This is a genomic window from Bacillus sp. IT-79MI2 (assembly GCF_949768135.1).
Taxonomy (GTDB): Bacteria; Bacillota; Bacilli; order Bacillales; family Bacillaceae_G; genus Bacillus_A; species Bacillus_A pseudomycoides.
On the sequence record NZ_CATKPV010000106.1, the window covers coordinates 1 to 25,178 of the forward strand.

25 protein-coding genes, 1 riboswitch and 1 other annotated feature are annotated in these 25,178 nt (G+C 35.6%); of the genes, 10 read left to right on the forward strand and 15 right to left on the reverse strand.

The genetic code is table 11. The features are described from left to right. Positions 1 to 23: 23 nt before the first annotated feature. Positions 24 to 2,063: a transglycosylase domain-containing protein gene (locus ACM6HU_RS24310; protein ID WP_016114044.1), complete on the reverse strand. Its 2,040-nt coding sequence runs from the start codon at positions 2,061 to 2,063 to the stop codon at positions 24 to 26. 312 nt (positions 2,064 to 2,375) lie between these two features. Between ACM6HU_RS24310 and ACM6HU_RS24315 the strand changes: the two genes are divergently transcribed. The 3 genes from ACM6HU_RS24315 to ACM6HU_RS24325 all read left to right on the forward strand — a co-directional run bounded on the left by ACM6HU_RS24315 (position 2,376) and on the right by ACM6HU_RS24325 (position 4,924). After that, positions 2,376 to 2,996 (forward strand): DUF47 domain-containing protein, encoded by a 621-nt coding sequence (locus ACM6HU_RS24315; protein WP_000231447.1) that lies wholly within the window; start codon positions 2,376 to 2,378, stop codon positions 2,994 to 2,996. An 11-nt stretch (positions 2,997 to 3,007) separates the two neighbouring features. Next, positions 3,008 to 4,006 carry an inorganic phosphate transporter gene (locus ACM6HU_RS24320; protein WP_003196261.1) on the forward strand — a complete coding sequence of 333 codons (999 nt, stop codon included), beginning with the start codon at positions 3,008 to 3,010 and terminating at the stop codon, positions 4,004 to 4,006. A gap of 117 nt (positions 4,007 to 4,123) precedes the next feature. Next, positions 4,124 to 4,924 carry a sulfite exporter TauE/SafE family protein gene (locus ACM6HU_RS24325; RefSeq protein WP_016114043.1) on the forward strand — a complete coding sequence of 267 codons (801 nt, stop codon included), beginning with the start codon at positions 4,124 to 4,126 and terminating at the stop codon, positions 4,922 to 4,924. A 291-nt stretch (positions 4,925 to 5,215) separates the two neighbouring features. Here the strand turns inward: ACM6HU_RS24325 and ACM6HU_RS24330 are convergent, their stop codons facing one another. Beyond that, the gene (locus tag ACM6HU_RS24330; protein WP_003196257.1) at positions 5,216 to 5,440 is read right to left on the reverse strand and encodes a hypothetical protein; all 225 of its coding nucleotides are present in this window, start codon (positions 5,438 to 5,440) and stop codon (positions 5,216 to 5,218) included. Positions 5,441 to 5,820: 380 nt separating this feature from the next. On the opposite strand from ACM6HU_RS24330, the gene ACM6HU_RS24335 reads away from it, so the two are divergent. Continuing rightward, positions 5,821 to 6,333: a Crp/Fnr family transcriptional regulator gene (locus ACM6HU_RS24335; RefSeq protein WP_018764236.1), complete on the forward strand. Its 513-nt coding sequence runs from the start codon at positions 5,821 to 5,823 to the stop codon at positions 6,331 to 6,333. 21 nt (positions 6,334 to 6,354) lie between these two features. Here the strand turns inward: ACM6HU_RS24335 and hmpA are convergent, their stop codons facing one another. Then, entirely contained in the window at positions 6,355 to 7,563 is a 1,209-nt protein-coding gene (gene hmpA / locus ACM6HU_RS24340; RefSeq protein WP_016114041.1) for an NO-inducible flavohemoprotein, read from the reverse strand. A gap of 308 nt (positions 7,564 to 7,871) precedes the next feature. Between hmpA and ACM6HU_RS24345 the strand changes: the two genes are divergently transcribed. Continuing rightward, on the forward strand, positions 7,872 to 8,069 hold the full coding sequence (locus ACM6HU_RS24345; RefSeq protein WP_016114040.1) for a hypothetical protein: 198 nt from the start codon (positions 7,872 to 7,874) through the stop codon (positions 8,067 to 8,069). 53 nt (positions 8,070 to 8,122) lie between these two features. On the opposite strand, the gene ACM6HU_RS24350 is transcribed toward ACM6HU_RS24345, so the two are convergent. Next, entirely contained in the window at positions 8,123 to 8,974 is an 852-nt protein-coding gene (locus ACM6HU_RS24350; protein ID WP_016114039.1) for a hypothetical protein, read from the reverse strand. Positions 8,975 to 9,085: 111 nt separating this feature from the next. Between ACM6HU_RS24350 and ACM6HU_RS24355 the strand changes: the two genes are divergently transcribed. Next, on the forward strand, positions 9,086 to 9,862 hold the full coding sequence (locus ACM6HU_RS24355; protein ID WP_016114038.1) for a class I SAM-dependent methyltransferase: 777 nt from the start codon (positions 9,086 to 9,088) through the stop codon (positions 9,860 to 9,862). Positions 9,863 to 9,897: 35 nt separating this feature from the next. Here ACM6HU_RS24355 and ACM6HU_RS24360 read toward each other — a convergent pair whose 3' ends face one another. Continuing rightward, complete coding sequence (locus tag ACM6HU_RS24360; RefSeq protein WP_016114037.1) at positions 9,898 to 10,107, reverse strand: hypothetical protein; 210 nt, start codon at positions 10,105 to 10,107, stop codon at positions 9,898 to 9,900. Positions 10,108 to 10,414: 307 nt separating this feature from the next. Between ACM6HU_RS24360 and ACM6HU_RS24365 the strand changes: the two genes are divergently transcribed. Next, positions 10,415 to 11,953, forward strand: coding sequence for a bifunctional metallophosphatase/5'-nucleotidase (locus ACM6HU_RS24365; protein WP_414848492.1), 1,539 nt, complete (start codon positions 10,415 to 10,417; stop codon positions 11,951 to 11,953). 43 nt (positions 11,954 to 11,996) lie between these two features. Continuing rightward, positions 11,997 to 12,257 (forward strand) — a binding site (T-box leader). 57 nt (positions 12,258 to 12,314) lie between these two features. Next, a complete protein-coding gene (gene brnQ3 / locus ACM6HU_RS24370; RefSeq protein ID WP_016114035.1) occupies positions 12,315 to 13,670 on the forward strand; it encodes a branched-chain amino acid transport system II carrier protein BrnQ3 in 1,356 nt (451 codons plus the stop codon). A gap of 27 nt (positions 13,671 to 13,697) precedes the next feature. On the opposite strand, the gene ACM6HU_RS24375 is transcribed toward brnQ3, so the two are convergent. From ACM6HU_RS24375 to gltP, 9 genes are all read right to left on the reverse strand, one after another. Then, positions 13,698 to 13,961, reverse strand: a complete 264-nt coding sequence (locus ACM6HU_RS24375; protein WP_016114034.1) for a DUF3992 domain-containing protein — start codon at positions 13,959 to 13,961, stop codon at positions 13,698 to 13,700. A 273-nt stretch (positions 13,962 to 14,234) separates the two neighbouring features. Then, complete coding sequence (locus ACM6HU_RS24380) at positions 14,235 to 14,867, reverse strand: response regulator (protein ID WP_016114033.1); 633 nt, start codon at positions 14,865 to 14,867, stop codon at positions 14,235 to 14,237. Position 14,868: 1 nt separating this feature from the next. Continuing rightward, positions 14,869 to 15,921, reverse strand: coding sequence for a sensor histidine kinase (locus ACM6HU_RS24385; protein WP_016114032.1), 1,053 nt, complete (start codon positions 15,919 to 15,921; stop codon positions 14,869 to 14,871). Beyond that, positions 15,921 to 16,661, reverse strand: a complete 741-nt coding sequence (gene liaF / locus ACM6HU_RS24390; RefSeq protein ID WP_016114031.1) for a cell wall-active antibiotics response protein LiaF — start codon at positions 16,659 to 16,661, stop codon at positions 15,921 to 15,923. Before liaF ends, ACM6HU_RS24385 begins: the two co-directional genes overlap by 1 nt. 108 nt (positions 16,662 to 16,769) lie before the next feature. Then, positions 16,770 to 17,432, reverse strand: a complete 663-nt coding sequence (locus tag ACM6HU_RS24395) for a PspA/IM30 family protein (RefSeq protein ID WP_016114030.1) — start codon at positions 17,430 to 17,432, stop codon at positions 16,770 to 16,772. Between the two features lie 44 nt (positions 17,433 to 17,476). Beyond that, positions 17,477 to 17,833, reverse strand: coding sequence for a lia operon protein LiaI (locus ACM6HU_RS24400; RefSeq protein WP_016114029.1), 357 nt, complete (start codon positions 17,831 to 17,833; stop codon positions 17,477 to 17,479). A gap of 215 nt (positions 17,834 to 18,048) precedes the next feature. Next, positions 18,049 to 19,365, reverse strand: a complete 1,317-nt coding sequence (locus tag ACM6HU_RS24405; protein WP_033671057.1) for a Na+/H+ antiporter NhaC family protein — start codon at positions 19,363 to 19,365, stop codon at positions 18,049 to 18,051. Between the two features lie 94 nt (positions 19,366 to 19,459). Next, positions 19,460 to 19,564, reverse strand: a riboswitch (SAM riboswitch). Positions 19,565 to 19,713: 149 nt separating this feature from the next. Then, positions 19,714 to 20,232, reverse strand: a complete 519-nt coding sequence (locus tag ACM6HU_RS24410) for a DUF402 domain-containing protein (protein WP_016114027.1) — start codon at positions 20,230 to 20,232, stop codon at positions 19,714 to 19,716. Positions 20,233 to 20,297: 65 nt separating this feature from the next. Next, entirely contained in the window at positions 20,298 to 21,569 is a 1,272-nt protein-coding gene (gltP, locus tag ACM6HU_RS24415) for a glutamate/aspartate:proton symporter GltP (RefSeq protein ID WP_016114026.1), read from the reverse strand. 497 nt (positions 21,570 to 22,066) lie between these two features. On the opposite strand from gltP, the gene ACM6HU_RS24420 reads away from it, so the two are divergent. Next, positions 22,067 to 23,308, forward strand: a complete 1,242-nt coding sequence (locus tag ACM6HU_RS24420; RefSeq protein ID WP_414848493.1) for a murein hydrolase activator EnvC family protein — start codon at positions 22,067 to 22,069, stop codon at positions 23,306 to 23,308. A 226-nt stretch (positions 23,309 to 23,534) separates the two neighbouring features. Further along, complete coding sequence (locus tag ACM6HU_RS24425) at positions 23,535 to 23,699, forward strand: hypothetical protein (protein WP_016114023.1); 165 nt, start codon at positions 23,535 to 23,537, stop codon at positions 23,697 to 23,699. A gap of 82 nt (positions 23,700 to 23,781) precedes the next feature. On the opposite strand, the gene ACM6HU_RS24430 is transcribed toward ACM6HU_RS24425, so the two are convergent. Beyond that, positions 23,782 to 25,140 carry a sodium-dependent transporter gene (locus tag ACM6HU_RS24430; protein ID WP_016114022.1) on the reverse strand — a complete coding sequence of 453 codons (1,359 nt, stop codon included), beginning with the start codon at positions 25,138 to 25,140 and terminating at the stop codon, positions 23,782 to 23,784. Positions 25,141 to 25,178 lie beyond the last annotated feature (38 nt).

Here is a 25,178-nt window from a genome sequence, read left to right on the forward strand (position 1 = left end):
TAATCATTCGTCTCTTTTTATTTTTACAAAAATGGAATCCACTCTTTTACTTTATCAATCCATTCTTTTTGTTGTTCTCTTCTCTGTTTTTCTTCTTCTTGACGCTTTTTCTCTTCTTCTTTTCTTCTCTTTTCTTCTTCAATTGTCTTTAATTGTTTCGAATAGTCAGCTTCTGATATAAGCGATAATTGAAATGCTTTTTGACTAGGGTTTTCATCAGCTTTTTTCATAATATCTCGAAACATTGTCGTTGTAATTTGACTACCACCTGGCACATAATGCTCACTGTCTGTTTTATCATATCCTATCCAAATAGCCCCCACTAAATCCGGTGTATAGCCAACAAACCAAGAATCTTTCGCTCCGCTGCTTGGACCATCCACAAGCTGAGTGGTTCCCGTTTTTCCAGCAGTATCAATATTTTTCACCTTTGCTTTTTCACCCGTTCCTTTTTCAACAACACCCTTTAATAAGTACGTCATTTTTTGAGCAACTTTCTCACTCGTTACACGGGTTTCTTTTTTATACCATTTCCCAACTGTTTCTCCCTCAGCATTCTGTATTTCCCGGATTGCATGCCCTTCAACTTGTACACCATCGTTAGCAAAAGTAGCGTAAGCTTGAGCCATTACAAATGGAGAAGTTCCAGTATGCATTCCCCCTAAAGCAATAGGAAGAGTACGGTCTTCTGCTTGTAGTGGGATACCAAAACGCTCTAATGACTTCAAACCTTTTTCCAATCCAATTTGTTCTAACAACCAAACAGCTGGTACATTATAGGACTTAGCAATCGCTTCATACATTGTAACATCACCATGAAAAGCATGATCACTATTTTGGGGCGCATAATCTTTTATATTAAGCGGCTCATCTTTTAAAACATCATATACTTCATATCCTTGTTCTAATGCTGGTACATATACGGCAAAAGGCTTTAGGGTTGAACCAGGTTGCCTTTTTAATTGCGTTGCATGGTTAAATTGCAAAAATTGATACGTCCCCCTCCCGCCGACTAGTGCGGGTACACCACCAGTTTTCGGGTCCATCAAAACAACGCCCGTTTGCATAGGCTGATCAGCGTTACTCCCTTGGAAATAATTATCATTATTCACAACATCTTCTACTGCTTGTTGTTTTTTCGGATCAAGCTCTGTATAAATACGATATCCACCAGCTAAAATTTCATTTTGCGTCAATTCATATTTCTCCATTGCCTCACGTACAATATAATCCACATACTGCGAATATTTTCCTTTATACTTATCATCAACACCTCGTCGTAATGCAAGGCCTGTCTCTTGCTCTTTCTTGTATTGATTTTCTGTAATATACCCTTGCTCTTTCATTAGTGCTAAAACAACATTCCGTCTTTCAATTGACTTATTAAAATTTTTATATGGTGAATAGGTTGACGGTGCCTTAATTAATCCTGCTATTGTCGCAGCTTCTGCTATTGTTAAATCTTTTACTTCTTTATCGAAATATGATTTCGCTGCTTTTTTTATCCCCCAAGCTCCTTCACCAAAATAAATTTGATTCATATACATTTCAATAATTTCATCTTTTGTATACGTACGCTCTATCTTCTTCGTCAAAAAATACTCTTTAAACTTACGTGAAAATGTACGTTCTTGTGTTAAAAATACATTTTTCGCAAGCTGTTGTGTAATTGTACTGCCACCAGCAACTACTTCTCCCGCCGTAATATTTTTTAATATGGCACTCATAATCCCACTATAGTCAATACCATGATGGCTAAAAAACTCTTTGTCCTCTACTGCTACAACCGCTTGAATCATAATATCGGGAATATCTTTTCTTTTAATACCTTCCGCCTTGGAAGAAGATAGCTTTGCTGCCACTTCTTTATTGGCATCGTAAATAAGTGTTGGCTGCGGAACAGCCTGTTTTAATGCAGATATGTCTTGAATGGAGATCATTATATTTACCGCAATAAATAGGGTAACGAAAAAACCGCCAAAAATTAATAATATATTGCGCAATTTCTTCCTCTTGTTGAACCACTCAAGCATTTTTTTGAAATGAGTGTTGTTCAATTTCATTTATTCACTTCCTTCATTTATTTACACTTTCATCAGAAAAAGGAAGAAACTCCCTCCTTTTAAATTTATTATAATAACGTAATAGTTCTTCAAGTGTAAAGTATTTCTTTCTCATTCATACTTTTTGCAAGAAAAGGACATTCTACAAGTAAGATATTCATTAGTCGTTATTAATATTATTAATGCATCAATATGTATTATGTTAAGTTTTTGTAAACTTTTCGATAAAATGTTTTAAAAACCGACAGTTTTTTGTTAGAATTGACTAGCCAATATATTTTACATATATTACTTTTCGTGGGGGTAACAATAATGGTATTTAAATCTAAAAAAGATAAATTTTCTGAAATGTTAATGAATGTTTCTGAAAATTTAAAAGAAGGCGCGCAATTTTTCGTGGAGTATAAAATTAAAAATGCTAGCGATTTAAAAGAATTTTCTATGCGCATGAAAGAATATGAGTCAAAAGGTGACTCATTTATTCACGAAATCATTATGGAGCTAAACAAAGCGTTTATTACTCCTATTGAACGTGAAGACATCCTGCAACTTGCAATGAGCATGGATGATGTACTAGACGGATTAGACCACAGTGCAGGTTTATTCGAAATGTATTCTATTACAGAGGCAGATGAATACATGATTAAATTTGTGGAGGCAATTAATCAATGTGCGATTGAAATTGCAAACTCCGTTGAACTTATGTCGAATAAGAAATTAGTGGACATTCGCACAAATGCAATTAAAATTAAGGATTACGAATCACAGTGTGATGATATTCGTCGTCACGCCATTAAACATTTATTCTCTCGTGAAAAAGATCCGATCAAGATCATTCAATTCAAAGAAATTTATGAAGAGCTAGAAGAAGTTGCTGATAGCTGTCAAAGCGTTGCAAACGTATTAGAAACAATTATTATGAAGAACGCATAAGGAGTTTGATCATGGATACAGTCTTGATTTTAACTGTTTTAATAGTCATTTGTGCTTTAGCTTTCGACTTTATTAATGGATTCCATGACACAGCGAACGCCATTGCGACAGCTGTTTCTACCAAAGCTTTGAAGCCACGACAAGCCATTATCATGGCAGCTATTATGAACTTTTTAGGTGCAATGACATTTACAGGTGTAGCAAAAACAATTACAAAAGACATTGTTGATCCTTTTGCTTTAGAACATGGATCATATGTTATTTTAGCCGCTCTGCTTGCTGCAATTGTTTGGAACTTAATTACTTGGTACTATGGAATCCCAAGTAGTTCTTCGCATGCAATTATTGGTGCAATCGCAGGTGCTGCAATTGCTGCTGCTGGTCTAAGTGCAATTAATTTCAAAGGATTTATTAAAATTATTGAAGCTTTAATTATTTCACCAATCGTTGCATTTGTTATTGGTTTTATCGTGTATAGTATTTTTAAAGTTGTCTTTAAAAACTTTAATTTAACGAAAACGAATCAAAACTTCCGTTTATTCCAAGTGTTTACCGCAGCACTACAAGCTTATACACATGGTACAAACGATGCTCAAAAAGCAATGGGTATTATTACAATGGCATTAATGACAAATGGCCTTCATAATTCTGGAGATATTCCTTTATGGGTTCAATTCTCATGTGCTCTTGCAATGGGTCTTGGTACTTCTGTCGGTGGATGGAAAATTATTAAAACTGTTGGGGGACAAATTATGAAAATTCGTCCTGTAAACGGTGTAGCTGCTGATTTATCATCATCTCTTGTCATTTTCGGAGCAACATTTATTCATTTACCAGTTAGTACAACGCACGTTATCTCTTCTTCTATTTTAGGGGTAGGTGCTTCACATCGTGTAAAAGGTGTAAAATGGGGAACTGCAAAGCGCATGTTAATTACATGGGTGATTACACTTCCAATTTCAGCTTCATTAGCTGCTCTATTCTATTGCCTATTACATTTAATTTTCTAATCAAAAGTCGTCTTCCTTATTTTTCTAGGAAGACGACTTTTTTGTGAACAATCTTATTTCTTTTCAAAAAGTGTGTATAATGAATGTTGGATTAGTTATACAGAGGAGTTGGCAATTTTGGAATATATCATGTTACTTTTCATTGGATTAATCGCAGGAACAGTCGGAAGCCTAGTAGGGCTTGGCGGAGGAATTATCATCGTCCCTTTACTAATTGGACTGCATAGTTTATCACCACAACTCGCAGTTGGAACATCAATTGTGACCGTAGTTTTCACTGGTCTCTCCTCTACTCTTACTTATATGAAACATAAGCGAGTAGATTATAAAAGTGGACTTATTTTATTTATAGGGAGCGGTCCTGGAGGGATTATTGGATCGTGGGCAAACAAATTTTTGAATCAGGATTCTTTCTCTTTATACTTTGGAATTTTCCTTATTTTTGTATCTATCCTTCTCTTGTTACGTGATAAATTGAAACCTCTTTCCCTCTCAGATGCAACTGTTATTAAACGTTCTTTCACGGATTCTGAAGGTAAAACCGTTTATTATCAATTCCCACCGTTTCTTTCGATTATTATCGCATTTGTAGTTGGTTTCATATCTGGATTATTTGGAATTGGTGGCGGTGTATTGCTCGTTCCAGCAATGATGCTTCTTTTTGCATTCCCTGCACAAATTGCTGTTGCAACTTCAATGTTTATTGTCTTTTTATCAGCAATTGTAAGTTCTTTGACTCATATTTCTCTTGGCAATGTAAGCTGGATTTATGCATTGATTCTTATTCCAGGTGCTTGGATTGGCGGAAAAATCGGAGCTTACATTAATACAAAATTAAGCGGTAATGCGATTATCAATTTATTGCGTATCACATTACTTATTCTTGGAACTAAACTGATTATCAGTTCTTTCCTCTAACGCGTTCTTTTTAGAATGCGTTTTTTCATACGCAGGAATACAAAAACATCCCTAAAATAAAACATAATACTGTACACACACACAACAACATCAAATTTGAAATATATAATTTGTCCATGGTGATCACACTCCTATAGCTGGGCTGTTACCTCTATGATAGCGAAAAAAAGGACACTTTGCCTTTACAATATGCTAACAATGCAAAATCAATTATTACAAATTTTATCTATTTATTACATAAATTCGTATAATCAATCGATTCAACAAAAAAAGATGTCATATTGACATCTTTTAGTGAAGGAGTGACCACCCCATAAAATCTTCATGTACTTGACGTGCTCGTTTATCATTTCTATCATACAATTCAGCGTAGCTATCCGTTTCTTCGTCATAAGCCATTGTATAAATAATTTGACCATCTATTTCAACTGATAGAACGACTCCACCTTTCATCTCTTCCACATGTATGACAGCATTAGCTGGAATTTTCATATCAGTCATTTTCGCATCTAACAATATACTAAACCCCCTACAGCGTATTCATTGCTAGTACTATTACACACTAAATAGTATACTACTGTAATAGCATACGTTTCGTCAATAAAATTGCTGTTTATAACAATATAAGTGCAAATTGAAACACTGACATAAAACCTTTCTTTGTAAGTGAGAGAGATCATCCGGCTATGCATAGAAGCAATCAGCCCCTCTTCCTATCCCTATACCAAGTGAAAGCAAAGAGAAAAACGAGTGCGGTCACATTTTGTTCTTCATAGCAACGATTTATATGCTGGAAAATCAAAATGGATATATACATCACCTTTTGTATTTGTATTTGAATTTATATGTATATCACTTACAATAAACTAATAGAACTAAATAATGGGGTGCTAACATTGATTCTACATAAAGGGGATATACTATTTCGTCAAGGTGAAGAAGGACCTTTATATTTTATTAAAACTGGTCTATTAAAGGTCGTTCGGTTACAAGAAGACGGAACACCATTTTTATTTAATATTATCGTTCCTGGTGAGACAATTCCTCACCATTCTTTAATTTCACCGAAAGAATATCATGGTACAGCCATCGCTTTAATTAAGACAGAGGTCCAACCCATTGTATGTAATACATGGTACGAAAAACTACAGGAGAATCCAGAATTATATGCTGACATCGCCATGCAACTACAAACGAAATTGCGAATGATGCAGCAACGAATCGATCAATTAACAACTGTTTCTCCAAAAGAACGTCTCCACCGTTTACAAGAGTGGTTCGCACTCTATTTAGGAGGAATTCCCATTTATGAAATATTAACACAAACAGAAATCGGACAACTTATCGGTGTACGTCGTGAAACAGTAAATCGCTTGTTACGAGAACAAACAAAAAACGAGGTAAACTAACACCTCGTTTTTTTGTTTTCCTTATGATAAGCTTGCTGCCGGTCCGAAAAATTCATAATGAATGTGTTCAGGTGAAACTCCCCATTCTACTAAAGCCGCATTAATATGCTTCATAAATGGTACCGGGCCACAGAAGTAAAATTCTGCTTCAGACGTAGGAATGATAGATTGCAGCCAATCTAAATCAATGAAACCTTCTTTATCAAAGTTTTTCATTTGTAGGTCTTGTTCTGTTGGCGAAGAGTAACAAGTGTATGCTTCTACTTGTTCATAGTCGCTCTCTACTTGCTGTACATACTCTTTCATCGCATGCACATTGCTATTTAATGCTGCGTGAATAAAGTATACCTTACGATTTGAAGCTTGCTCAATTAATGTATTTAGCATACTCATCATCGGCGTAATACCAACACCGCCACTGACTAACACAATCGGTAAGTTTGAATCCATATTTAATACGAAATCTCCTGCTGGTGCACTTAATGGAAGAATATCTCCTTCTTGGATGTGATTATGTAAATAATTAGATATCTTTCCATCCGGTGTCTCTGTAGCTGTTTCTCGTTTTACACTAATACGATAATAGTCTTTACCAGAAGCATCTGATAAGCTGTATTGTCGATTATGTGTATATGTTTCACCCTCTATATTTAATTGGATCGTTACATATTGACCAGGTAAGAATGAAGATAGCTTCCCTCCATCTTCTGGTTTTAAATAAAATGATGTGATTACGTCGCTCTCTTTCTCTTTTTTTACAATGATAAAGTTACGGAAATCTTTCCATCCTCCTTCTTTTTCCGCTGCCTCTTCATACATTCCTGCTTCGACACTAATAAATGCATCAGCAATTACACCATACGCTTCTCCCCAAGCATCTAACACTTCTTGTGGTGCCTCCGCAACCTCTTTAATTGCTTGTAGTAAACATTTCCCTACAATTGGATAGTGTTCAGCTTTAATTCCTAAACTTCTATGCTTATGAGCAATTTGTTTTACAACAGGAATAATAACTTCTAAATTATCAATATACGTTGCTGCTGCATACACTGCACCTGCTAACGCTTGTTGCTGTCTTCCTTTTTTCTGATTTGTATGGTTAAAAATATTTAATAATTCCGGATGTTCCGAGAACATAATTTGATAAAAGCGTGTCGTAATTTCAACACCTTTTTCTTGTAATAATGGTACTGTTGATTTTACTATTTCAATTGTTTTTGCACTTAACATTGTATCCCACTCCTCTATTTCCTTGTATATTGTTATTGTAAACGAAGCCAAAATGGAAGGTTGTGATTTTAATCACTATAAACACGGTGTTTTTGTGAAAAATATATGAACGATTTAGATTTATCCCGCTATTTGTTACTAAACTAACGAATTAAATATACACCTTCATATTTTTCCCAAAAAGAAATAAGCTAACCAAAATTTTGGATAGCTTATTTCTTTTTTTGTAGAGCGTGTTCAATTATTAAAAATGACGTTTATTTCATCCAATTTTAGCCAAAACTAATAACGAAAGGAGGTAGACAAAAATGAGATTACAATCTTTCATGATTAGTACCCTTTCTTTTTTAGCTTCGGCATTAATCTTTTATACAGTTGGCTATGTCTTACTATTAGATTTGTTACCAAAGCATCTCTTTATTATTCTTATAATTCTTTCTGCTCTTATGATTTCCTATCTTATTACACGAAAATCGTTAAATGAGCCGTCTACCAAAACAAAATAATAGAGTGAACCTTTTAGGTTCACTCTATTATCATTTCCTAGGAAAGTTTTTGACTATCTTTGCAAATTCATTTTTTCACCATACTCTTTTACAATTTGAATAATATTTTGAAACGTACCTACTTTTTCTTTTTTATGATTCAATACTTGTAAATCATAATGATCATAATAAGTTTCTAATGCTTTTAACTGGGAAGTTGATGCAACCTCTATAGGTACAGTAAGATTCACTTCATATTGTTTATATCCTTCTCTAACTTTTTCTCCTGCAATAGTTTCACTCATTTTCTTTCCGACTACCTGTTGCATTTTTTCAGGAAAAATCAATTGAAAATAATACTTCCCTTCTTTTTCTAAAGTTTTATATAAAGAATCCGAGATTGTATAAAATACTGTGTATTTTATTTTTTTCTCATCTGTTTTAATATGAAAAGCAGTAATTTGCATGTCCTTTTTTGTCACTTCTATTAAAGCGTTCACTTTTGTATCATCATTTTGTTGCTCAGTAGCACCTGGAAGTATAGATAAAAGTTGCTCTGTATCAGATTTTGTAAGCATATACGTCTCTTTTTCATCCTGTAGCCACCCTTGACGAGATTCCCCTCTTAGCCATGCACGATATATTTTCTTCTTTCCGTTTTTCTCAATTTGGATTTCGTACTCTGGTTCTCCAAAACCCCCTGTTATTTGTTGTTTCTCAGCTTTATTAATAATATCCACCACTTTCTTTGCTTCCTCTTGCTTTAAAACCTTTTCAAGCTTTCCTTTTTGTATAATTGTTACTTGTATACTTTCCTGCATAGGATTCACCGTCTCTTCTACTTGTTTTTTCTCCTTTTTTTGTTCAACTTGACTACACGATGCTAATAAAAAAAATAGTAAGAAAAACACCCATTTTCTTTTCAATTTTTTCTCTCCTATCTAGAACAATAAGAAAAGCTTATTGTCCTTGAAAATGAAACAAAAACGTTATGTATGATGAAATAAGATATACTAAATACGAAGGGAGGTTTTCACATGTCCATTAATTTTCATGATGCTAATAATAAGTACACCTACGCCACGCGAAAAGCAGATTCCTCTTGGTGTGAGATGATTCAAAATATAATTGATGTAAGTGGTAAAAACATAATTGATATCGGCTGCGGTGGTGGTATTTATACGAAAAAACTGGCTCTTATGAGAGCTAGCAAAGTCATCGGCTTCGATTTCTCAAAAAAAATGTTGCAAGCGGCAACAGAGAATTGCGCTTCCGTCCCAAACATCTCATTTATTCATGGTGATGCCCACCATATGCCGTTTGCTAATGAAACTTTTGATATTGTGATTTCTCGTGCTGTTATCCATCATTTACAAGACATCCCGAAATTTTTACAAGAGGCCTCACGTATCTTAAAGAAAAATGGAAGGCTCATTCTTCAAGATCGTACCATTGAAGATTGTACAATTCCAGGAAGCCCAGAACATATTCGTGGGTATTTCTTCTCCATCTATCCTAAGCTCATTCAAATAGAGGAAAAGCGAAGACCGAAAGCAACGCACATACAACAACTCATCGCACAAAACGGCATGTATCCACTTCCCCTTCAAACAATGTGGGAAGTGCGAAAAATCCATGATTCGATTGAAACATTATTACAAGATTTATCACCACGAACAGGCCGATCCATTTTATACGAATTAACAGACAATGAACTTTCTCAATTACTCCATCACATTCACTCTAAACTAAACAATATAGCTCCGATTATTGAACAAGATCGCTGGACTATTTGGAGTGCTACAAAATTTTAAGAAAGCCTCACATAATTTTGTGAGGCTTTCTCCTTTCATAACCTAATTTTGCAACATTCTTGATACCCTCCACTTCTGGCCTGTGCACTTCCACACTTTGGACATACTAAATATCTGGACTGACTTGTCAACAAACTTCCTTTTTGAAAAAGTAACACTTCTGCTTGTTTAAATGAACGCGAATAATATAACCATATAAAACCACAAATCACTATAATTCCGAACAATACACCCATCGCAAGCATTTCCGTCACCTCTTTTTAGTTTGTTCTTTCCAGCAAGTGGATTGTAGTATTATTCTCTATTAATAAAAAAGATTCCTGCCTTCTTGTTTTAATTGTCATATTTCTCAAAAAAATTTTTACATCACCTCTACACTTTTACGTACTTTTTACAAAAGATTCCCTTCCACTCCTCATACAATAAAGTGAAACGTCCATCAGTAAGGGTTTTCTTCACCCCTCACTGATTATCAACTCTCACCAATCGGGTCTTTACGGGCAGTAAGTAAAAATCCACACCCTAAAATAATTTAAATTGAGGAGTGTCAATATGAACTATTTCTTATTACTCCCTTTTCTTATCAAACTAATTTTTTCTTTTCTATCCCCTTCTTCTCCACCTACCGACGTATCCGTGCAAATTCTCGGCCTCAATGATTTCCACGGCCAATTAAATACGACTTCAGCGTTGCACGATAAAGCTGTAGGGCGTGCTGATTATATATCTGCTTACATTCAATCCTACCGCGATAAAAACCCTAACACCTTACTTGTTCATACAGGGGATATGATTGGTGGGAGTCCTCCGATTTCAGCACTTTTTCATGATGAACCAACGATGGAGTTTTTAAATAATCTTCAATTTGATGTTGGTACAATAGGAAACCATGAGTTCGATAGGGGGCCCATTGCTCTGCAACAACTAATTAATGGCGAATCCGTTACACAAACAAGTTCGTTTTCAGGTAGCTCCTTTCCTTATATATCCGCAAATATTGTATACAGTGAAACGAATCAACCACTCTTCCCCCCCTATATAATTAAATGGATTGATGGAATTCCAATCGCATTCATCGGCGTTTCTACAAACGATACTCCTTTTCTAACAATGTACAACGATATGTCTTCTATTCGTTTTTTAGATGAAGCTTCTTCGATTAACCTTTATGTGTATCAACTACAAAAGAAAGGTATTCATGCATTTGTTATTCTTGCCCACCTAGGTGGTAATACGACAGAAAGTAATACAAATGGATCTTTAGCTGATTTAGCTATTCAAATAGATCCTGATGTTGATATTATTTTTGGTGGTCACACCCACTCCTATATAAATGGAAATGTGAACGGCAAATTGCTTGTTCAAGCCTACTCATACGGAAAAGCATTTTCAAACGTCACCTTTACATTAAATCGTAAAACGAAAGATATTACGAAAAAAGCTGCAACAATTATCCCTGTCTATCAAAATGTAATTTCTCCTGATTTACACACAAGAAACTGGATAGATTCTTACGCCTCAAAAATCCAATCTAAAGTAGAGGAACAACTCGGAATAACGGACCGTGAGTTAACTCGTAATCAAAATGGACACGGCGAATCAAATTTAGGAACTGTTCTCGCAATAGCCCAGCGCCAAACTATGCAGGCGGATATTGCTTTTGTAAATCCTGGAAGCATCCGGCATAATTTAAAAAAAGGAACAATTACATGGGAAGATACCTTCCTCATACAACCATTCGGCAACAAATTAATTAAAATGTATTTGTCTGGAAAAGAAATTCGAAATGTCTTGCAAGAGCAATGGAAAGAAGAAACTCGCATGCTACAAATTTCAGGGATTCGTTATAGTTGGAAAAATAGCATCGTCCAAACAATTTCATTAGATGACGGAACACCATTACGCGATGATCAAATATACTCTGTAGTAGTCAATTCTTTCTTAGCAAATGGAGGAGATAAATTTTTGACATTTAAAGAGGGCAGAAATCGCTCCGAAGGCCCGACAGATCAGGAAGCTTTTGCAAATTTTATTCGTTCTATTTCTCATATAGATACACTCCCTCAAAATTTTATTCAAAAAATCTATTGACTTTATGAAAAAAACATGTGAAAATACTGTCAGAATACTTGAACAAAATTCATTGACGAGAACGAGTACGTTATATAAAGCTGTTCCCCAGAGAGTTGGCATCTTGCTGAAAGCCAACGTTCAGCTCATAACCGAAAATCATCTCCGAGAAGTAGAACCGAAGGATGTAGTAAGTTCTTACCGGTCGTCCCCCGTTACAAGGAACACGTATCATGTTGTACGTTGCAAAGCCGCATACATATAGATGTATTTCTACGTGTATGAACTAGGGTGGTATCGCGGGTAAATATAACTCGTCCCTTTTTAAGGGGCGAGTTTTTTGTGTTCTTACGAATGAATTTTTATAAAAGGAGGAAACACAATGAACACTGTATCAAAAAAACATATTTTTTTCACAGGTCTTATGCTATTTTCTTTATTTTTTGGAGCAGGTAATTTAATTTTCCCTCCAATGCTTGGACAAAACGCTGGTGAAAACTTCTGGCCAGCAATGCTCGGGTTTTTACTAACAGGAGTTGGCTTACCGTTATTAACTGTTATTGCAATCTCTCTTTCAGGAAATGGAATGCAACAACTTGCAAGTCATGTTCACCCTTTATTTGGAATTTTATTTACAGTAGTTGTATATATTGCAATTGGCCCTTCCATGGGAATTCCACGTGTCGCTAACGTCGCTTACGAAATGGGTGTTAGTTCTTTCTTACCAGAAACAATTCGTACTAGTAGCTTATCCTTATTTATATATACGGTCATTTTTTTCACTATCGTATTTTGGCTTAGCTTAAATCCTTCTAAACTCGTTGATCGTATCGGAAATGTGCTAACGCCTATTTTACTATTCTCTATTTTCTTATTGTTTGTAAAAAGTGTTTTCACACCACTCGGAAATTCAGGTCCATCGATGCAGGAGTATCAAACTTCTCCTATTTTCAAAGGATTTATGGAAGGATATTTAACAATGGATACGATCTCGGCACTTGCATTTGGGATTATCGTCGTGAATGCAATTCGCTCAAAAGGTGTAGAAGATCGTAAAGCTGTTGCAATTGCAACGACAAAAGCAGGACTTATTGCAGCTGCAGGGCTCGTACTCGTATATGGAGCACTTGGCTGGCTAGGTGTAACTAGTGTTTCACTTGGATATGCAAAAAATGGCGGTCAATTACTTACAGTTATTGTACAACAGTTATTCGGCCCATATGGCCTTGCCTTATTAGCGGTTATCGTTACACTGGCTTGTTTAACAACATGCGTTGGACTTGTATCAGCATGTAGCCAATATTTCTCAACATTATTTGCAAAATTTTCTTACAAAGAGCTAGCAGGTATCATTTGTGTATTAGGACTTCTAGTAGCAAACCTAGGCTTAACAAAAATCATTGCAATCTCTGTTCCAATTTTACTAGTTGTATATCCAATTGCTATCGTACTCGTACTATTATCATTACTCCATAAGTACTTTGGTGGTTACCGTTCTGTTTATGTTGGTGCTTTAATCGGGGCTGCAGTAATAAGTATGTTTGATGGACTAAAGCAAGGAAATGTATCTGTTACATTCATTACCTCTTACTTTGAATTTATTCCATTTTATAATGAAGGAATTGGTTGGTTATTACCAGCGCTTGCTGGAGCAACAATCGGTCTTGTAGTCGCAAAATTAAAGGGCACAAAACCAATACCACTAACGGAAACTCCTTCTGAACCTAAAGCATCTTAGTAAAAAACTCCCGATTAAGGGAGTTTTTTACACTCGGTAGGAAGTATGACTGAAACTACTTATTTTATACGCTTTCGTATAATACTCAAGGTTTGTATCAACTGTTTCTACTTTCACAACATCATAGCAATCTGTTTGTTTTACTAGAAATAAATAATATTCTTCTGTCGCTTCAATTATCGCAATACAATCTGTTTCAATATCGTATTGCTCCTTAAGTGCTTGCAATGCATTCACGTAGTTTTCTAACTTTTTATTTTTACCCATTTCAAATACTGTTTGAACTAACATACACAATCTCCCCCTTTGTATGTACTATTTCCAATCAGATGATAACGCTTACAAATAAATGCGTCAATAACGTAAAACTTTAATCAACGGGGTTTTCTTCATCCCCCACTGATTATTAACCCTCACCAATCAAGCTTTTACGGGCAGTTGCTCCACCCCCCCTAACCTCTTTGCTTTCACTGAATTTTGAGATGGAGATCTTACTGCCCGTAAATAGCGGGATAAAGACAACGTCCACCAATGAAACAAGTCATATACAGTGGAAGCCACATTTTATTTCGTTAATTGATGTCGAAATGCATAAATAACAGCCTGTGTACGATCACTTACATTCAACTTGTTTAATATATTACTTACATGTGTCTTTACGGTTTTTAATGCAATAAATAAATCATCCGCAATTTCTTGATTACTCTTTCCCTCTGCAATTAATAATAAGATTTCAAACTCTCGTTCTGTTAAATCTTCATGAAGTGGCTGTTCTTTCTTTTGACGCATACGGGACATCATTTTCCCAGTAACTTTCGGCTCAAGTACTGTTTCCCCATCATAAGTCGCTCGTACTGCATCTGCGATATCGCTCGCTCTTGATGTTTTTAATAAATAGCTCGTTGCACCTGCTTCAATAACAGGATATAGTTTTTCATCGTCTAAAAAACTTGTCACGACAACTATTTTTGCTTCCGGCCATTCTTGAATAATGGCACGCGTTGCCTCAACACCATCCATTTCATCCATAACAAGATCCATTAAAATAATATCTGGCTTTAATGCTAATGCTAATTCTGAACCTTTTCTTCCATTTTCAGCTTCGCCAACCACTTCGATATCCGGCTGAGTTGATAAATACGCTGATACACCCATCCGCACCATTTCATGATCATCTACAAGCAGTACTTTAATCATGCTACTCCCCCTCTCTCTCTATTATAATTGGTACTTTCACTTCAATTTGTGTACCTTTATTCGGAAAACTTAGTACCTTTAGTGTTCCACCAATTTCATGAACACGCTCTTGAATAGACCTCAGACCATATGATCCAGCTTTATTGACACCTACTTCAAACCCAACACCATCATCAATGATTTTTAAAATTGCATATTGATCGATTTGACGAAGACGAACTTCCGTTTTCTTTGCCTTCGCATGCCGTAACGTATTGGATAAAGCTTCTTGCACAATACGGAATAAATGATCTTCCACACCTTTTTTCAATTGAATTGGCTCAATCAACCATTCAATTTTCATATGCTGTTTTCTTGAAAGCTCTGTTAGTAACTCTTCTATACCTTCTGTTAATTTTTTACCTTCAAGTTGTACAGGACGTAAATGAAGCAGCAATGCTCTCATTTCTGATTGTGCATTTACGACCATATTTTCCACAAGCTGCAATTGCTTTTTTGTTGTTTCTGGAATTTGAGCTACCTGTTCATTAATAGCTGACATCATCATAGACATTGCAAAAAGCTGCTGACTCACTGAATCATGCAGTTCTCTAGCTAATCGATGCCTTTCTTGAGAAATAGCTTCTTGTCTCATCTCTTCATTCCAATGAGCTCGTTCATTCGTTACTTTTTGAAATAATCCGGCTTGTTCCTCTAATCGCTTAGCAAGCGCAATTACTTTTCTCTCTACTTCATGAAATTCATCCTCTGCAGTAAACGAAACGTCTTTTGGAAAATTACCTCGCTCTACTTCAAATAAAAAAGTATTTAAACCTTGAATACGCTGCTGCATATAGTAACCAATTGCATATCCAACAATTCCCCCAATAAGAAGACTTGTGCTCATAATGAACAAGCTAATTGGAACAGAAGCAATGGATTCTTTCCACAATAAATCGTATACATCTTCTCTACTTCTCCATACATATACAATCGTACAAATAATTGCAATACTAACAGAAGATAACATAGAGTACCGAATATACATCCATGAAATATTCTTTTGCTTTTTCATTATACTTTCCTCACTTCCGTATCGCCTACGACAAGCGAAGAAATTATTTTAATACGCCGAGGAGCTTCCCTATACTGTTCTGTTTTGAATGTAACATTCCGATTAAATCCTGTCTCTTCATGTCCTGGAAGTAGTACTCTACCAACAATAACAGAATGATTTAAAGATAATTCAATATCGTACGGAACATACAAACGAATGTTACCAATAACGCCACGAATAACGATAACCGTTTCTCCTTCAGGAATCATCGCCGTCGTCAAGTCAATTTCAACATCACCGACTCCGTACTGGACATTAATATCCTCTAATTCATAAATATGATCCATCATTCTTACGTTACCTACCATCATATTTTTAAGATATGGTTCTGTACGATAGATTTGTTTTTCTTCATCTATATATCCTTTTTCCTTAATTTCTACCTGTACAGTTTTTGGCTTCTGCTGTCCTTGTATAAGCTGATAACCGATGAAAGCTAAGCAAGTAACTACAACAAGCACGAAGGCTGCTGATGAAAACAGGAAGAATAAAAAAATAAGTCCTCCGACAAATAAAAACACATTACCTCTCACATAGCGATTCTTTTTCCGATAATGTCTTCCGAACATAATCATAATAAATGCAAAAATAAGAGCACCCGGTTCAAAATGTCCGAGAATCATATCAAGAAAAAGACCAAATCCAAATATGATGAGGAGCATCCCCACTAGTTGTGATTTTGAAAATTGTTTCTTCATTTCAGCTCCCCTCCTTCTTGTCACATATAAATAGAAGAAAAAGGTATTGCTTTCCAACACCTTTTCTTCTATCACTATATCATAAGCTCGTTTTATAATGTACTACAATTATTTTGTTACTTCTTTTGTTAAGGATACTCCATCCTTTTCTTTCATTTCACGCTCAAGTTTTGCAATTTTCATATCAAATGAATCACGCTCATGATCTTCATTCATGCGAAGTTCTAAATCACGAATGTGATCTTCAATTTCTTCAAATCGTAAGAATGGGTTGTTCTCATCCATTTTATGAAGAGCTGTATTCATGCGACGGTTCGCATGAGCCATGTTTTCACGTGCCATTAATTCCATACGCTTTGCATTCATTTCTTTTAGTTTATTTTTCATTTCAGAAAGACGGCGTTCTAACTCATCAATTTGCTCCACTACACCTGCATACATTTCTTCTAGTCGAGCTACTTGCCCTTCATAATATGCTACTTCTTCTACTGCACGTTCATGCAATTGCATTTCCCCTGCTTCTTGTGCAATTATCGCCTGTTTTGATCGCTTATTTACGAAATACCGAGCCTGCTCAAGTTCACGAGCAAAATTAGATTTTAGTGTTTTATGACGCTGAATTAACTTTTCAATTTTTGTTACTTCACGCTCGCTATCGCGTAAATATTGATTTAACATAGCGATTGGATTTTTTCTTTCTTTCTCATCTAAAACATTATGAAAATCTGCTAAAATTGCATCGCGTACACGTCCGAATAAAGATTGTTTCATTATAATCTTCCTCTCTTCTACTTTATGATTTAAATTGCTTTATATTAGTTTTTCATTAACTTGTTCCACTCATCTTCAAAGTTGCTATATCGTTTAGAGCCTTCTGAAGCAGAATCAACTACTACATCTTTTTCTTTTTTCCACTCACGGTATCCATAGTATAAAACTACTAATGCTACGATACCGATTAATGCTGGGGAATGGGAAAGGGCAATTGACAAGCCGATTAAACCGACAATACCCCAAGCTAACTTTCCAAAAAATGATTGTGCTCGCACAAATGATTTATAGCTCCAGTACACAATCCCTGCTCCAATTACGAATCCTACAATACCAGCAAGACTACCAAGAGCAATCAAAGCCAAAATACCGGCCGCGATAAACGCTAAAAATTGTTTCATCTTGTGCTTGCCTCCCTTCGATTTGATACTCCTATCTTAACTATTTTTTTGACTTTCCATAACGAGCTTAAGAACCGTTTTCGAATCAGACTTAAGACCTATTCCGGGTCAGCCCTACATTAAAATGCATATAAAGTTAAACAAAGCAGGTTGGAAGTAAGTATATACGCTTCATAAAGAAAAGAGGATGCCTTATATAAGACATCCTCTTTTCTTTATGCTGTTTTATGATATTGCTTTTTTTCCGCTACCTTTGAAAATCTTGGAAAACCTATTAAGATAGAAATGATACCGCAAACTCCAACTAAGATTGGATAAAACGCATATGGCAACAATTCAACCGGTGACAATGCCGCAAATCCTGCCGCCGTTAACATTTGAGCACCATATGGAATTAATCCTTGTATACAACATGAGAAAAGATCCAATACACTCGCTGATTTTCGTGGATCAATTTCATATTGATCGGCAATATTTTTTGCAAGCGGTCCTGTGAAAATAATAGAAATTGTGTTATTCGCTGTACACATATTCGTCATACTCACTAAACCGGCGATTCCAAACTCCGCGCCTTTTTTCGAACGAATATTACGTGTTAATATATCCATTAAATATTGAATACCACCATTATATTGAATGAGTTCAACCATTCCACCGATTAAAATTGCTAGTAATACCAACTCCATCATACCGCCAATGCCAGTCGTTACACTTTTAAAGAAACTCGCTAATGTATAACTTCCATCTATTAGGCCGATAATGCCAGATAATACAGTTCCACCTGTTAATACGATGAGCACATTCCATCCAAGCAACGCTGTAACAAGTACACCTGCGTATGGTAAAATTTTCACCCAATCAAACGTATGAGCCTTAATTTCTGTATGATTCCCTAATGTAATAACTACTAATAGTACAATCGTTATAATTGCAGCTGGCAGTACAATTAAAAAGTTCGTTTTAAACTTATCTTTCATTTCTGTTCCTTGCGAACGAACAGCTGCAATTGTCGTGTCAGAAATAAATGATAGATTGTCACCAAACATTGCCCCACCGACAACTGTTGCCATCGTTAACGCAATTGAAATATCAGTTTGCTGACTAATCCCTACAGCAATTGGTGCTAACGCTGCAATAGTCCCCATCGAAGTTCCCATCGCTAGTGAAATAAAGGCCCCTATAACAAAAATCCCAGCAACGATAAACCCTTGCGGTAAAATAGATAGTGCTAAATTAACTGTAGAGTCAACTCCACCCATTCCTTTTGCTGTTTCAGAAAACGCACCAGCAAGTACAAAAATCAACACCATAATCATAATATCCGGATTACCAGCCCCTTTGGCAAACCGTTCAACTTTCACTGTAAAGCTTTCCTTACGATTCATCGCTAACGCTGTTCCTACAGCTATTAAAATCGCAACAAGTATCGGCAATTTATAGAAATCACCTGTAATAATGCCAGAACCAATAAATAGCCCCAAAAATATTCCAAGCGGTAATAACGCCAAACCATTCCCTCTCGTTTGTTTCAAAATAACATCTCTCCCTATTTCTAAACCTTTTCTATTCAATAACAAAAGACCTCTTCCGAAAAGAAGAGGTCTTATACATCTATAAGAAACACTCTCCTCATCTTTCAAGCACATGCTTGCTGGATTTGGCACAGCACTCCATCGTGAGTCCGCTGCCGAGGCATCGTAGGGCCAGTCCCTCCGCCTCTCTTTATAAGAAGGTTTCATATTTTATTTTTAATAATAATTTCTTCCCTAACTTTACTCGCTTACAAATCAAAAGTCAATTATTATTTGTATAAAAACAGTTGGTATTTTTTGATATTTATACAAAAACACGAATAAATCAGCATAAAGAAAGGAAAATAGTCATTTTAATTTTTGAATTTCTTTTTCTAAAATTGCAATCCAAGGAAGCTTTTCTTTTTCAATTTCCTCCATAAGCCATTTGGCCGTATCCCACGCTACATTATGTTCTTCTTCAGAAATATCTCCAGCTATATACGCTTCTTCTAATTCATCTTCATCCAGTAAATATACCTCACCATTAGGTAATAACACTACATCCAAATATAAATCGTCGAAATAGGGCATACCTCGCCCATCTATTCTAAATTTTTTTGCCACATCAATATAATACTGCACTAAGTTCTTCTTTTCATCGAGCATAGCCGTAATTGCAAAGTGCTTATTATTTATAAAATACTGCACCCATGTGTATCCATCATTTACAATGCAAAGTTCTTGATTATTATATTGCTTGTAACTAGGCTCTGTCACTTTTGGCGTATGCAGTATCCCTAACATTCCTTGCTCTATAATCTTCACTTCATATGTTTTCTCTATTAGCCGTTCCCAGGACGAACCATCTCCGTATTTCCGTTTCATTATTCTCTCTCCTTTACTATGCAGAAAAGCCCCCACATCTTATGTGAGGGCTTTTCCGACAATTATTACGCTGCTTGTTTCTCTGAAATCTCTTTTAAATAGGCTTGTCCTTTTGCATCGTCATATTGACCTTCCCACTTAGACATAACAACAGCTGCTAAAGAGTTACCTACAACGTTAACTGCTGTACGAGCCATATCTAAAATACGGTCAATACCTGCGATAAATGCTAAACCTTCTGCTGGAATACCTACTGTACCAAGTGTCGCTAATAGTACAACGAATGATACCCCTGGTACACCGGCAATCCCTTTAGATGTAACCATTAATACAAGTAATAATGTAATTTGTTGTGTAATGGATAAATCAATACCGTACATTTGCGCTAAGAAAATTGCCGCAATCGCTTGGTATAGCGTCGATCCATCTAAGTTAAACGAGTAACCAGTTGGAATAACGAAAGATGTAATTGCTTTCGGACAACCGAATTTCTCCATTTTCTCCATCAGTTTCGGTAAAACCGTTTCTGAGCTCGCAGTAGAATACGCTAAAATCAGCTCATCTTTTAAAATTTTGAAGAATTGGAAAATATTAATCCTGAATAATTTTGCCGTAAGTCCTAATACAACTACGACGAAGAAAATCATGGATCCATAAACGACGATTACTAATTTCCCTAACGGAATTAGTGAAGCTAAACCAAATGTAGAAACTGTAACACCAATTAATGCGAATACACCAAATGGTGCGAACTTCATAACTTGGTTTGTTACGTAAAACATTGCATCTGCTACACCTTGGAAAAATTGAAGAACCGGTCTTCCTCTTTCACCAACCGCCGCAACTCCTAAACCAAATAGTACAGAGAAGAAAATAATGGCAAGCATATCGCCATCAACCAATGATTTCATAATATTCGTCGGAACGATATTTACAAATGTATCTGCAAACGAATGACTTTGCACTTGAGCTGTCGTTTCTGCATATTTAGAAATATCAGTCTTTGTTAACTGATCCATATTCACGCCTTTTCCTGGTTGAAAAATATTCGCTACCAGTAGGCCAACAACAATCGCAATCGTTGTAATAATTTCGAAGTAAATAATTGTCTTTCCGCCTAATCGACCTAGCTTTTTAACATCACCAACTCCTGCAACCCCAACAACGATGCTCGCTACGACGATTGGTACAACAATCATTTTAATTAATCTGATGAAAATATCACCAATTGGTTTTAAGTATCCTACAACTGTGCTATCGCCATAAAAAATTGCCCCAACTGCAATACCAAGCGCAAGACCTATTAAAATTTGCCATGCAAGTCCAAGTTTTTTCATACTTGCTGCAACCCCCTTCTTAGATGCGTTAACTCTCCCCTTCTCTCGTTCTATGAAACTAAGAAATTAAGAGTATTACATATTATTCGACAATTCACTACATTTTGTCCCTGTTAAAAATGATAAATCAAAAAAGGAAATCTGACAACTAAATAAGTTTACATGAATACAAATAATTTTCTTGACAAAAATAAAACTCATGTCAGAAAACCTCACATGAGAACGATTCCTCACTATTCACTTATAGATTTTAAAACAAAGCTTTATTGTGTAAAATGAAATCATTTTTATTCATTTTACGTGCTGCTAAAATTAAAAAATTCGATTCTTAATACCAATTTTAACTTTACAATTAGGCGACAAACTCTCCTAAAATATTCTTAATTCCGACAATACTTAGCAATTTTATAAAATTTTCTTTACAGTATGATTACAACAATAGACACCCTTCTTCTTCTTATGATATATACATTCATAGGGAAAGGAGCTAGACAACAATGAAGAAATTTGCAGCTTTCAGCGTTTTAGCAGCAGGAACTATTTTTGTTTCTCCGTTACTTTCACCAGTACACGCGGAAACAAATCAAGATAAATTATCTACAATTGAATCAGAATTAGAGGGAAAACAAAACGACTTACAAAATAAATCAGCAGAAAAAGAACAAACAGAAAAAGAAATACAAGAATTACAAAAAAAGATTGATGAACTAACTATTTCTATTAATAAAAATGAAGCTGATTTAAATGATACAAAGAAAGAAATTAGCAAGACTCAACAAGTCATTGCCGAGAAAAAGAAACATATTGAGCAATTACAAACAAACATAGATACACGTCAAGAGGTCATTAAACAACGACTGCAATCTATGCAAGAAAAACCTCGCACAAATATCATTACGGAAGTGTTAACAAATTCAAATAACATCGCAGATCTTGTTGACAATATATATTCCGTAAGTTTGATTTTAAATAATGATACCGATATTGTAAAAAAACAAACGAGTGATCAAGAGGCTGTAACAGCAGAAAAAGAGACTGTTGAGAAAAAGGAACAGCAATTAGAGGAATCCAAACAAAAATTAGAACATAAGCAACAAGAATTGCAAGCGAATCAACAGCAGCAACAAGCGCTCATTAACGATCTACATACGAAAGTATCCAAAGTAGATTCTGAGATTGAGGGATTAGAAGAATCGAAGAGCATTTTAGAAAATCAACGACAAGCGGTTCAAAAAGCAATTGAAGAAGAAAAACGAGCGGAAGAAGCTCGTAAAGCTGAAGAGGCACGCAAGGCAGAGGACGCAAAAAAACAATCTGCACCAACACCGCAAGATACGAACAAAGGTGGATTTATTAAGCCAGCCGCTGGTTCAAAAACTTCTGGATTCGGCGCTCGTTCCCTAGATAATCATAAAGGCATTGATATCGCAGCCGCTGGAACAGTTCCAATTATCGCCGCTGCAGACGGTGTTGTTATTCGTTCCGAATTATCATCCACTTATGGAAACGTCGTTTACTTATCACATCGTATAAACGGAAAAACTTATACAACAGTATATGCTCATATGAGTAGCCGTTCTGTATCTAATGGACAAACTGTAAAACAAGGCGAGCAATTAGGATTTATGGGGAACACCGGTCAATCTTTCGGACAACATTTACATTTTGAACTTCATATTGGTGAATGGAATGTAGGTAAAACAAATGCAGTTGACCCTTCAAGTTATATCGGATTATAAAAGGAAACTTTAATCATTGTGTTTCTTACCATATCACTTCTTTGCTTTCACTGAATTTTGAGGCAGGAGTTTTACTAGCAGATAAATAAAGAAACTCGGTACATACCGAGTTTCTTTATTTATCCCGAAAGCAGGTTCTTTTTTATTCACCTCCATTATTTTTAACACTTTGTAGGCATTTTACATAGACTAAAACAAAATGCCTATTCATCTAGGGGGGATACACATGAATACAGAACAACAAGCAGAACTACAAGAAGCCAAAGAAACATATGTTGGCCGATTATTTACGCTTGGTAGTTCGATCCTATTTTTAATTGGTTCCGTTATATCAATTGCTACAGCTTATAAAACATATACTCGTTTATTAAAAACATCTACATCACAATAAAGTGAAACTTTAACCAGCGAGAGTATTACTGTCCGCGAATAGCGGGATAAAATAAAAAGGCAGGGAATTTCCCCTCGCCTTTTTATTTTGCAAACATCTTAAATATACCAATTGCATTTAAAAATACGATTACTACTGTAATTGGAATTACATAACGTAGTAAGAAAAGCCAAATGTTAAATAATGTTTTTCCTTTCGTTTCTGTAACTTCTAATTCCTTCATTAGTAAATCTTTACTCATTTTATTCGGTACAAACAATGAAATCGCTAGTACTCCTAACGGCAGCAATACATTGCTTACCGCAAAATCCACTAAGTCAAAAAATGTTTTTCCAAAGACTTTTACATCACTCATAACCCCAAATGATAGAGCGCATGGAATTCCAACGGCAAAAATGAGTAATCCAATAATAAATGATGCTGAAGGACGTTTCTTCTCATTATCTTTCGCTACAGATGCAACAACAATTTCAAGCATCGAGATTGCAGAAGTTAAGGTTGCAAAGAAGAATAAAATTAAAAACATAATAAAGAAAAATTGTCCGAATGGTATTTTTGCAAATACTGCCGGGAGAACAATGAACAATAAACCTGGTCCTTCTGTTGGTTTAACCCCTAACGCGAAGATCGCCGGGAAAATCGCTAGTCCGGCAAGCACTGTAATAAAAACTGTTAAGCTCACAATTGATGTTGCTGATTTCGCTAAATGCTCTTCTTTCTTTAAATATGAGCTGTATGTTACCATTACCGAAGCTCCTACTGTTAGTGAAAAGAAAGATTGTCCCATCGCATACAAAATCGTATCTGCTGTTAACTTTGAAAAATCCGGTTTTAAGAAAAACTCTACACCAGCCCATGCACCATCAAGTGTAAGAGCACGAATAATAATAGCAATAAACAAAATAAATAATAGCGGCATCATATACTTACTTGCCTTTTCGATTCCTTTTTCTACACCTTTACTTACAACAAAAATAGTACAAAGCATAAAGATCAGCTGAGCGCCTACCGCACTAGCAGGATTCGAAATTGTTTGTTCGAACAATTTGCCATATTCAACTGCCCCGCTCCAAAAATTCCCTGTCACACTATAATATAGATATAATAAAATCCATCCACCTACGACACTATAAAAGGATAATACACTAAAGCAAGTAACAACGCCCATACGACCAATCCATGGATATAATTTACTATTTGGTACTAACAATTTATATGCAGTAACCGCTTCTTTTTGTGTACTACGACCTATAACAAACTCAGCTATAAGAAGAGGCATACCAATAAACAAAGTTAATAATAAGAAGACTAGGAAAAATGCTCCTCCTCCACCATTACCTGCAACGTACGGAAACTTCCAAATCGCTCCAAGTCCTACTGCGGCTCCGGCTGCTGCGAGTACAAAACCTATTTTCGATGTCCATTGCTGTGTTTCTTTCATTGTAAATTCTCCTTTTCTGAATATTTACGCTTTTCTTA

What these genes read in the sequence shown, in the direction of transcription:
- ACM6HU_RS24310 (WP_016114044.1), bottom strand. Translation starts at nt 2,063, where the DNA reads ATGAAATTGAACAACACTCATTTCAAAAAAATGCTTGAGTGGTTCAAC.
- ACM6HU_RS24315 (WP_000231447.1), top strand. Translation starts at nt 2,376, where the DNA reads ATGGTATTTAAATCTAAAAAAGATAAATTTTCTGAAATGTTAATGAAT.
- ACM6HU_RS24320 (WP_003196261.1), top strand. Translation starts at nt 3,008, where the DNA reads ATGGATACAGTCTTGATTTTAACTGTTTTAATAGTCATTTGTGCTTTA.
- hmpA (WP_016114041.1), bottom strand. Translation starts at nt 7,563, where the DNA reads ATGTTAAGTGCAAAAACAATTGAAATAGTAAAATCAACAGTACCATTA.
- ACM6HU_RS24345 (WP_016114040.1), top strand. Translation starts at nt 7,872, where the DNA reads ATGAGATTACAATCTTTCATGATTAGTACCCTTTCTTTTTTAGCTTCG.
- ACM6HU_RS24355 (WP_016114038.1), top strand. Translation starts at nt 9,086, where the DNA reads ATGTCCATTAATTTTCATGATGCTAATAATAAGTACACCTACGCCACG.
- ACM6HU_RS24360 (WP_016114037.1), bottom strand. Translation starts at nt 10,107, where the DNA reads ATGCTTGCGATGGGTGTATTGTTCGGAATTATAGTGATTTGTGGTTTT.
- ACM6HU_RS24365 (WP_414848492.1), top strand. Translation starts at nt 10,415, where the DNA reads ATGAACTATTTCTTATTACTCCCTTTTCTTATCAAACTAATTTTTTCT.
- brnQ3 (WP_016114035.1), top strand. Translation starts at nt 12,315, where the DNA reads ATGAACACTGTATCAAAAAAACATATTTTTTTCACAGGTCTTATGCTA.
- ACM6HU_RS24375 (WP_016114034.1), bottom strand. Translation starts at nt 13,961, where the DNA reads ATGTTAGTTCAAACAGTATTTGAAATGGGTAAAAATAAAAAGTTAGAA.
- ACM6HU_RS24380 (WP_016114033.1), bottom strand. Translation starts at nt 14,867, where the DNA reads ATGATTAAAGTACTGCTTGTAGATGATCATGAAATGGTGCGGATGGGT.
- ACM6HU_RS24385 (WP_016114032.1), bottom strand. Translation starts at nt 15,921, where the DNA reads ATGAAAAAGCAAAAGAATATTTCATGGATGTATATTCGGTACTCTATG.
- liaF (WP_016114031.1), bottom strand. Translation starts at nt 16,661, where the DNA reads ATGAAGAAACAATTTTCAAAATCACAACTAGTGGGGATGCTCCTCATC.
- ACM6HU_RS24395 (WP_016114030.1), bottom strand. Translation starts at nt 17,432, where the DNA reads ATGAAACAATCTTTATTCGGACGTGTACGCGATGCAATTTTAGCAGAT.
- ACM6HU_RS24400 (WP_016114029.1), bottom strand. Translation starts at nt 17,833, where the DNA reads ATGAAACAATTTTTAGCGTTTATCGCGGCCGGTATTTTGGCTTTGATT.
- ACM6HU_RS24410 (WP_016114027.1), bottom strand. Translation starts at nt 20,232, where the DNA reads ATGAAACGGAAATACGGAGATGGTTCGTCCTGGGAACGGCTAATAGAG.
- gltP (WP_016114026.1), bottom strand. Translation starts at nt 21,569, where the DNA reads ATGAAAAAACTTGGACTTGCATGGCAAATTTTAATAGGTCTTGCGCTT.
- ACM6HU_RS24420 (WP_414848493.1), top strand. Translation starts at nt 22,067, where the DNA reads ATGAAGAAATTTGCAGCTTTCAGCGTTTTAGCAGCAGGAACTATTTTT.
- ACM6HU_RS24425 (WP_016114023.1), top strand. Translation starts at nt 23,535, where the DNA reads ATGAATACAGAACAACAAGCAGAACTACAAGAAGCCAAAGAAACATAT.
- ACM6HU_RS24430 (WP_016114022.1), bottom strand. Translation starts at nt 25,140, where the DNA reads ATGAAAGAAACACAGCAATGGACATCGAAAATAGGTTTTGTACTCGCA.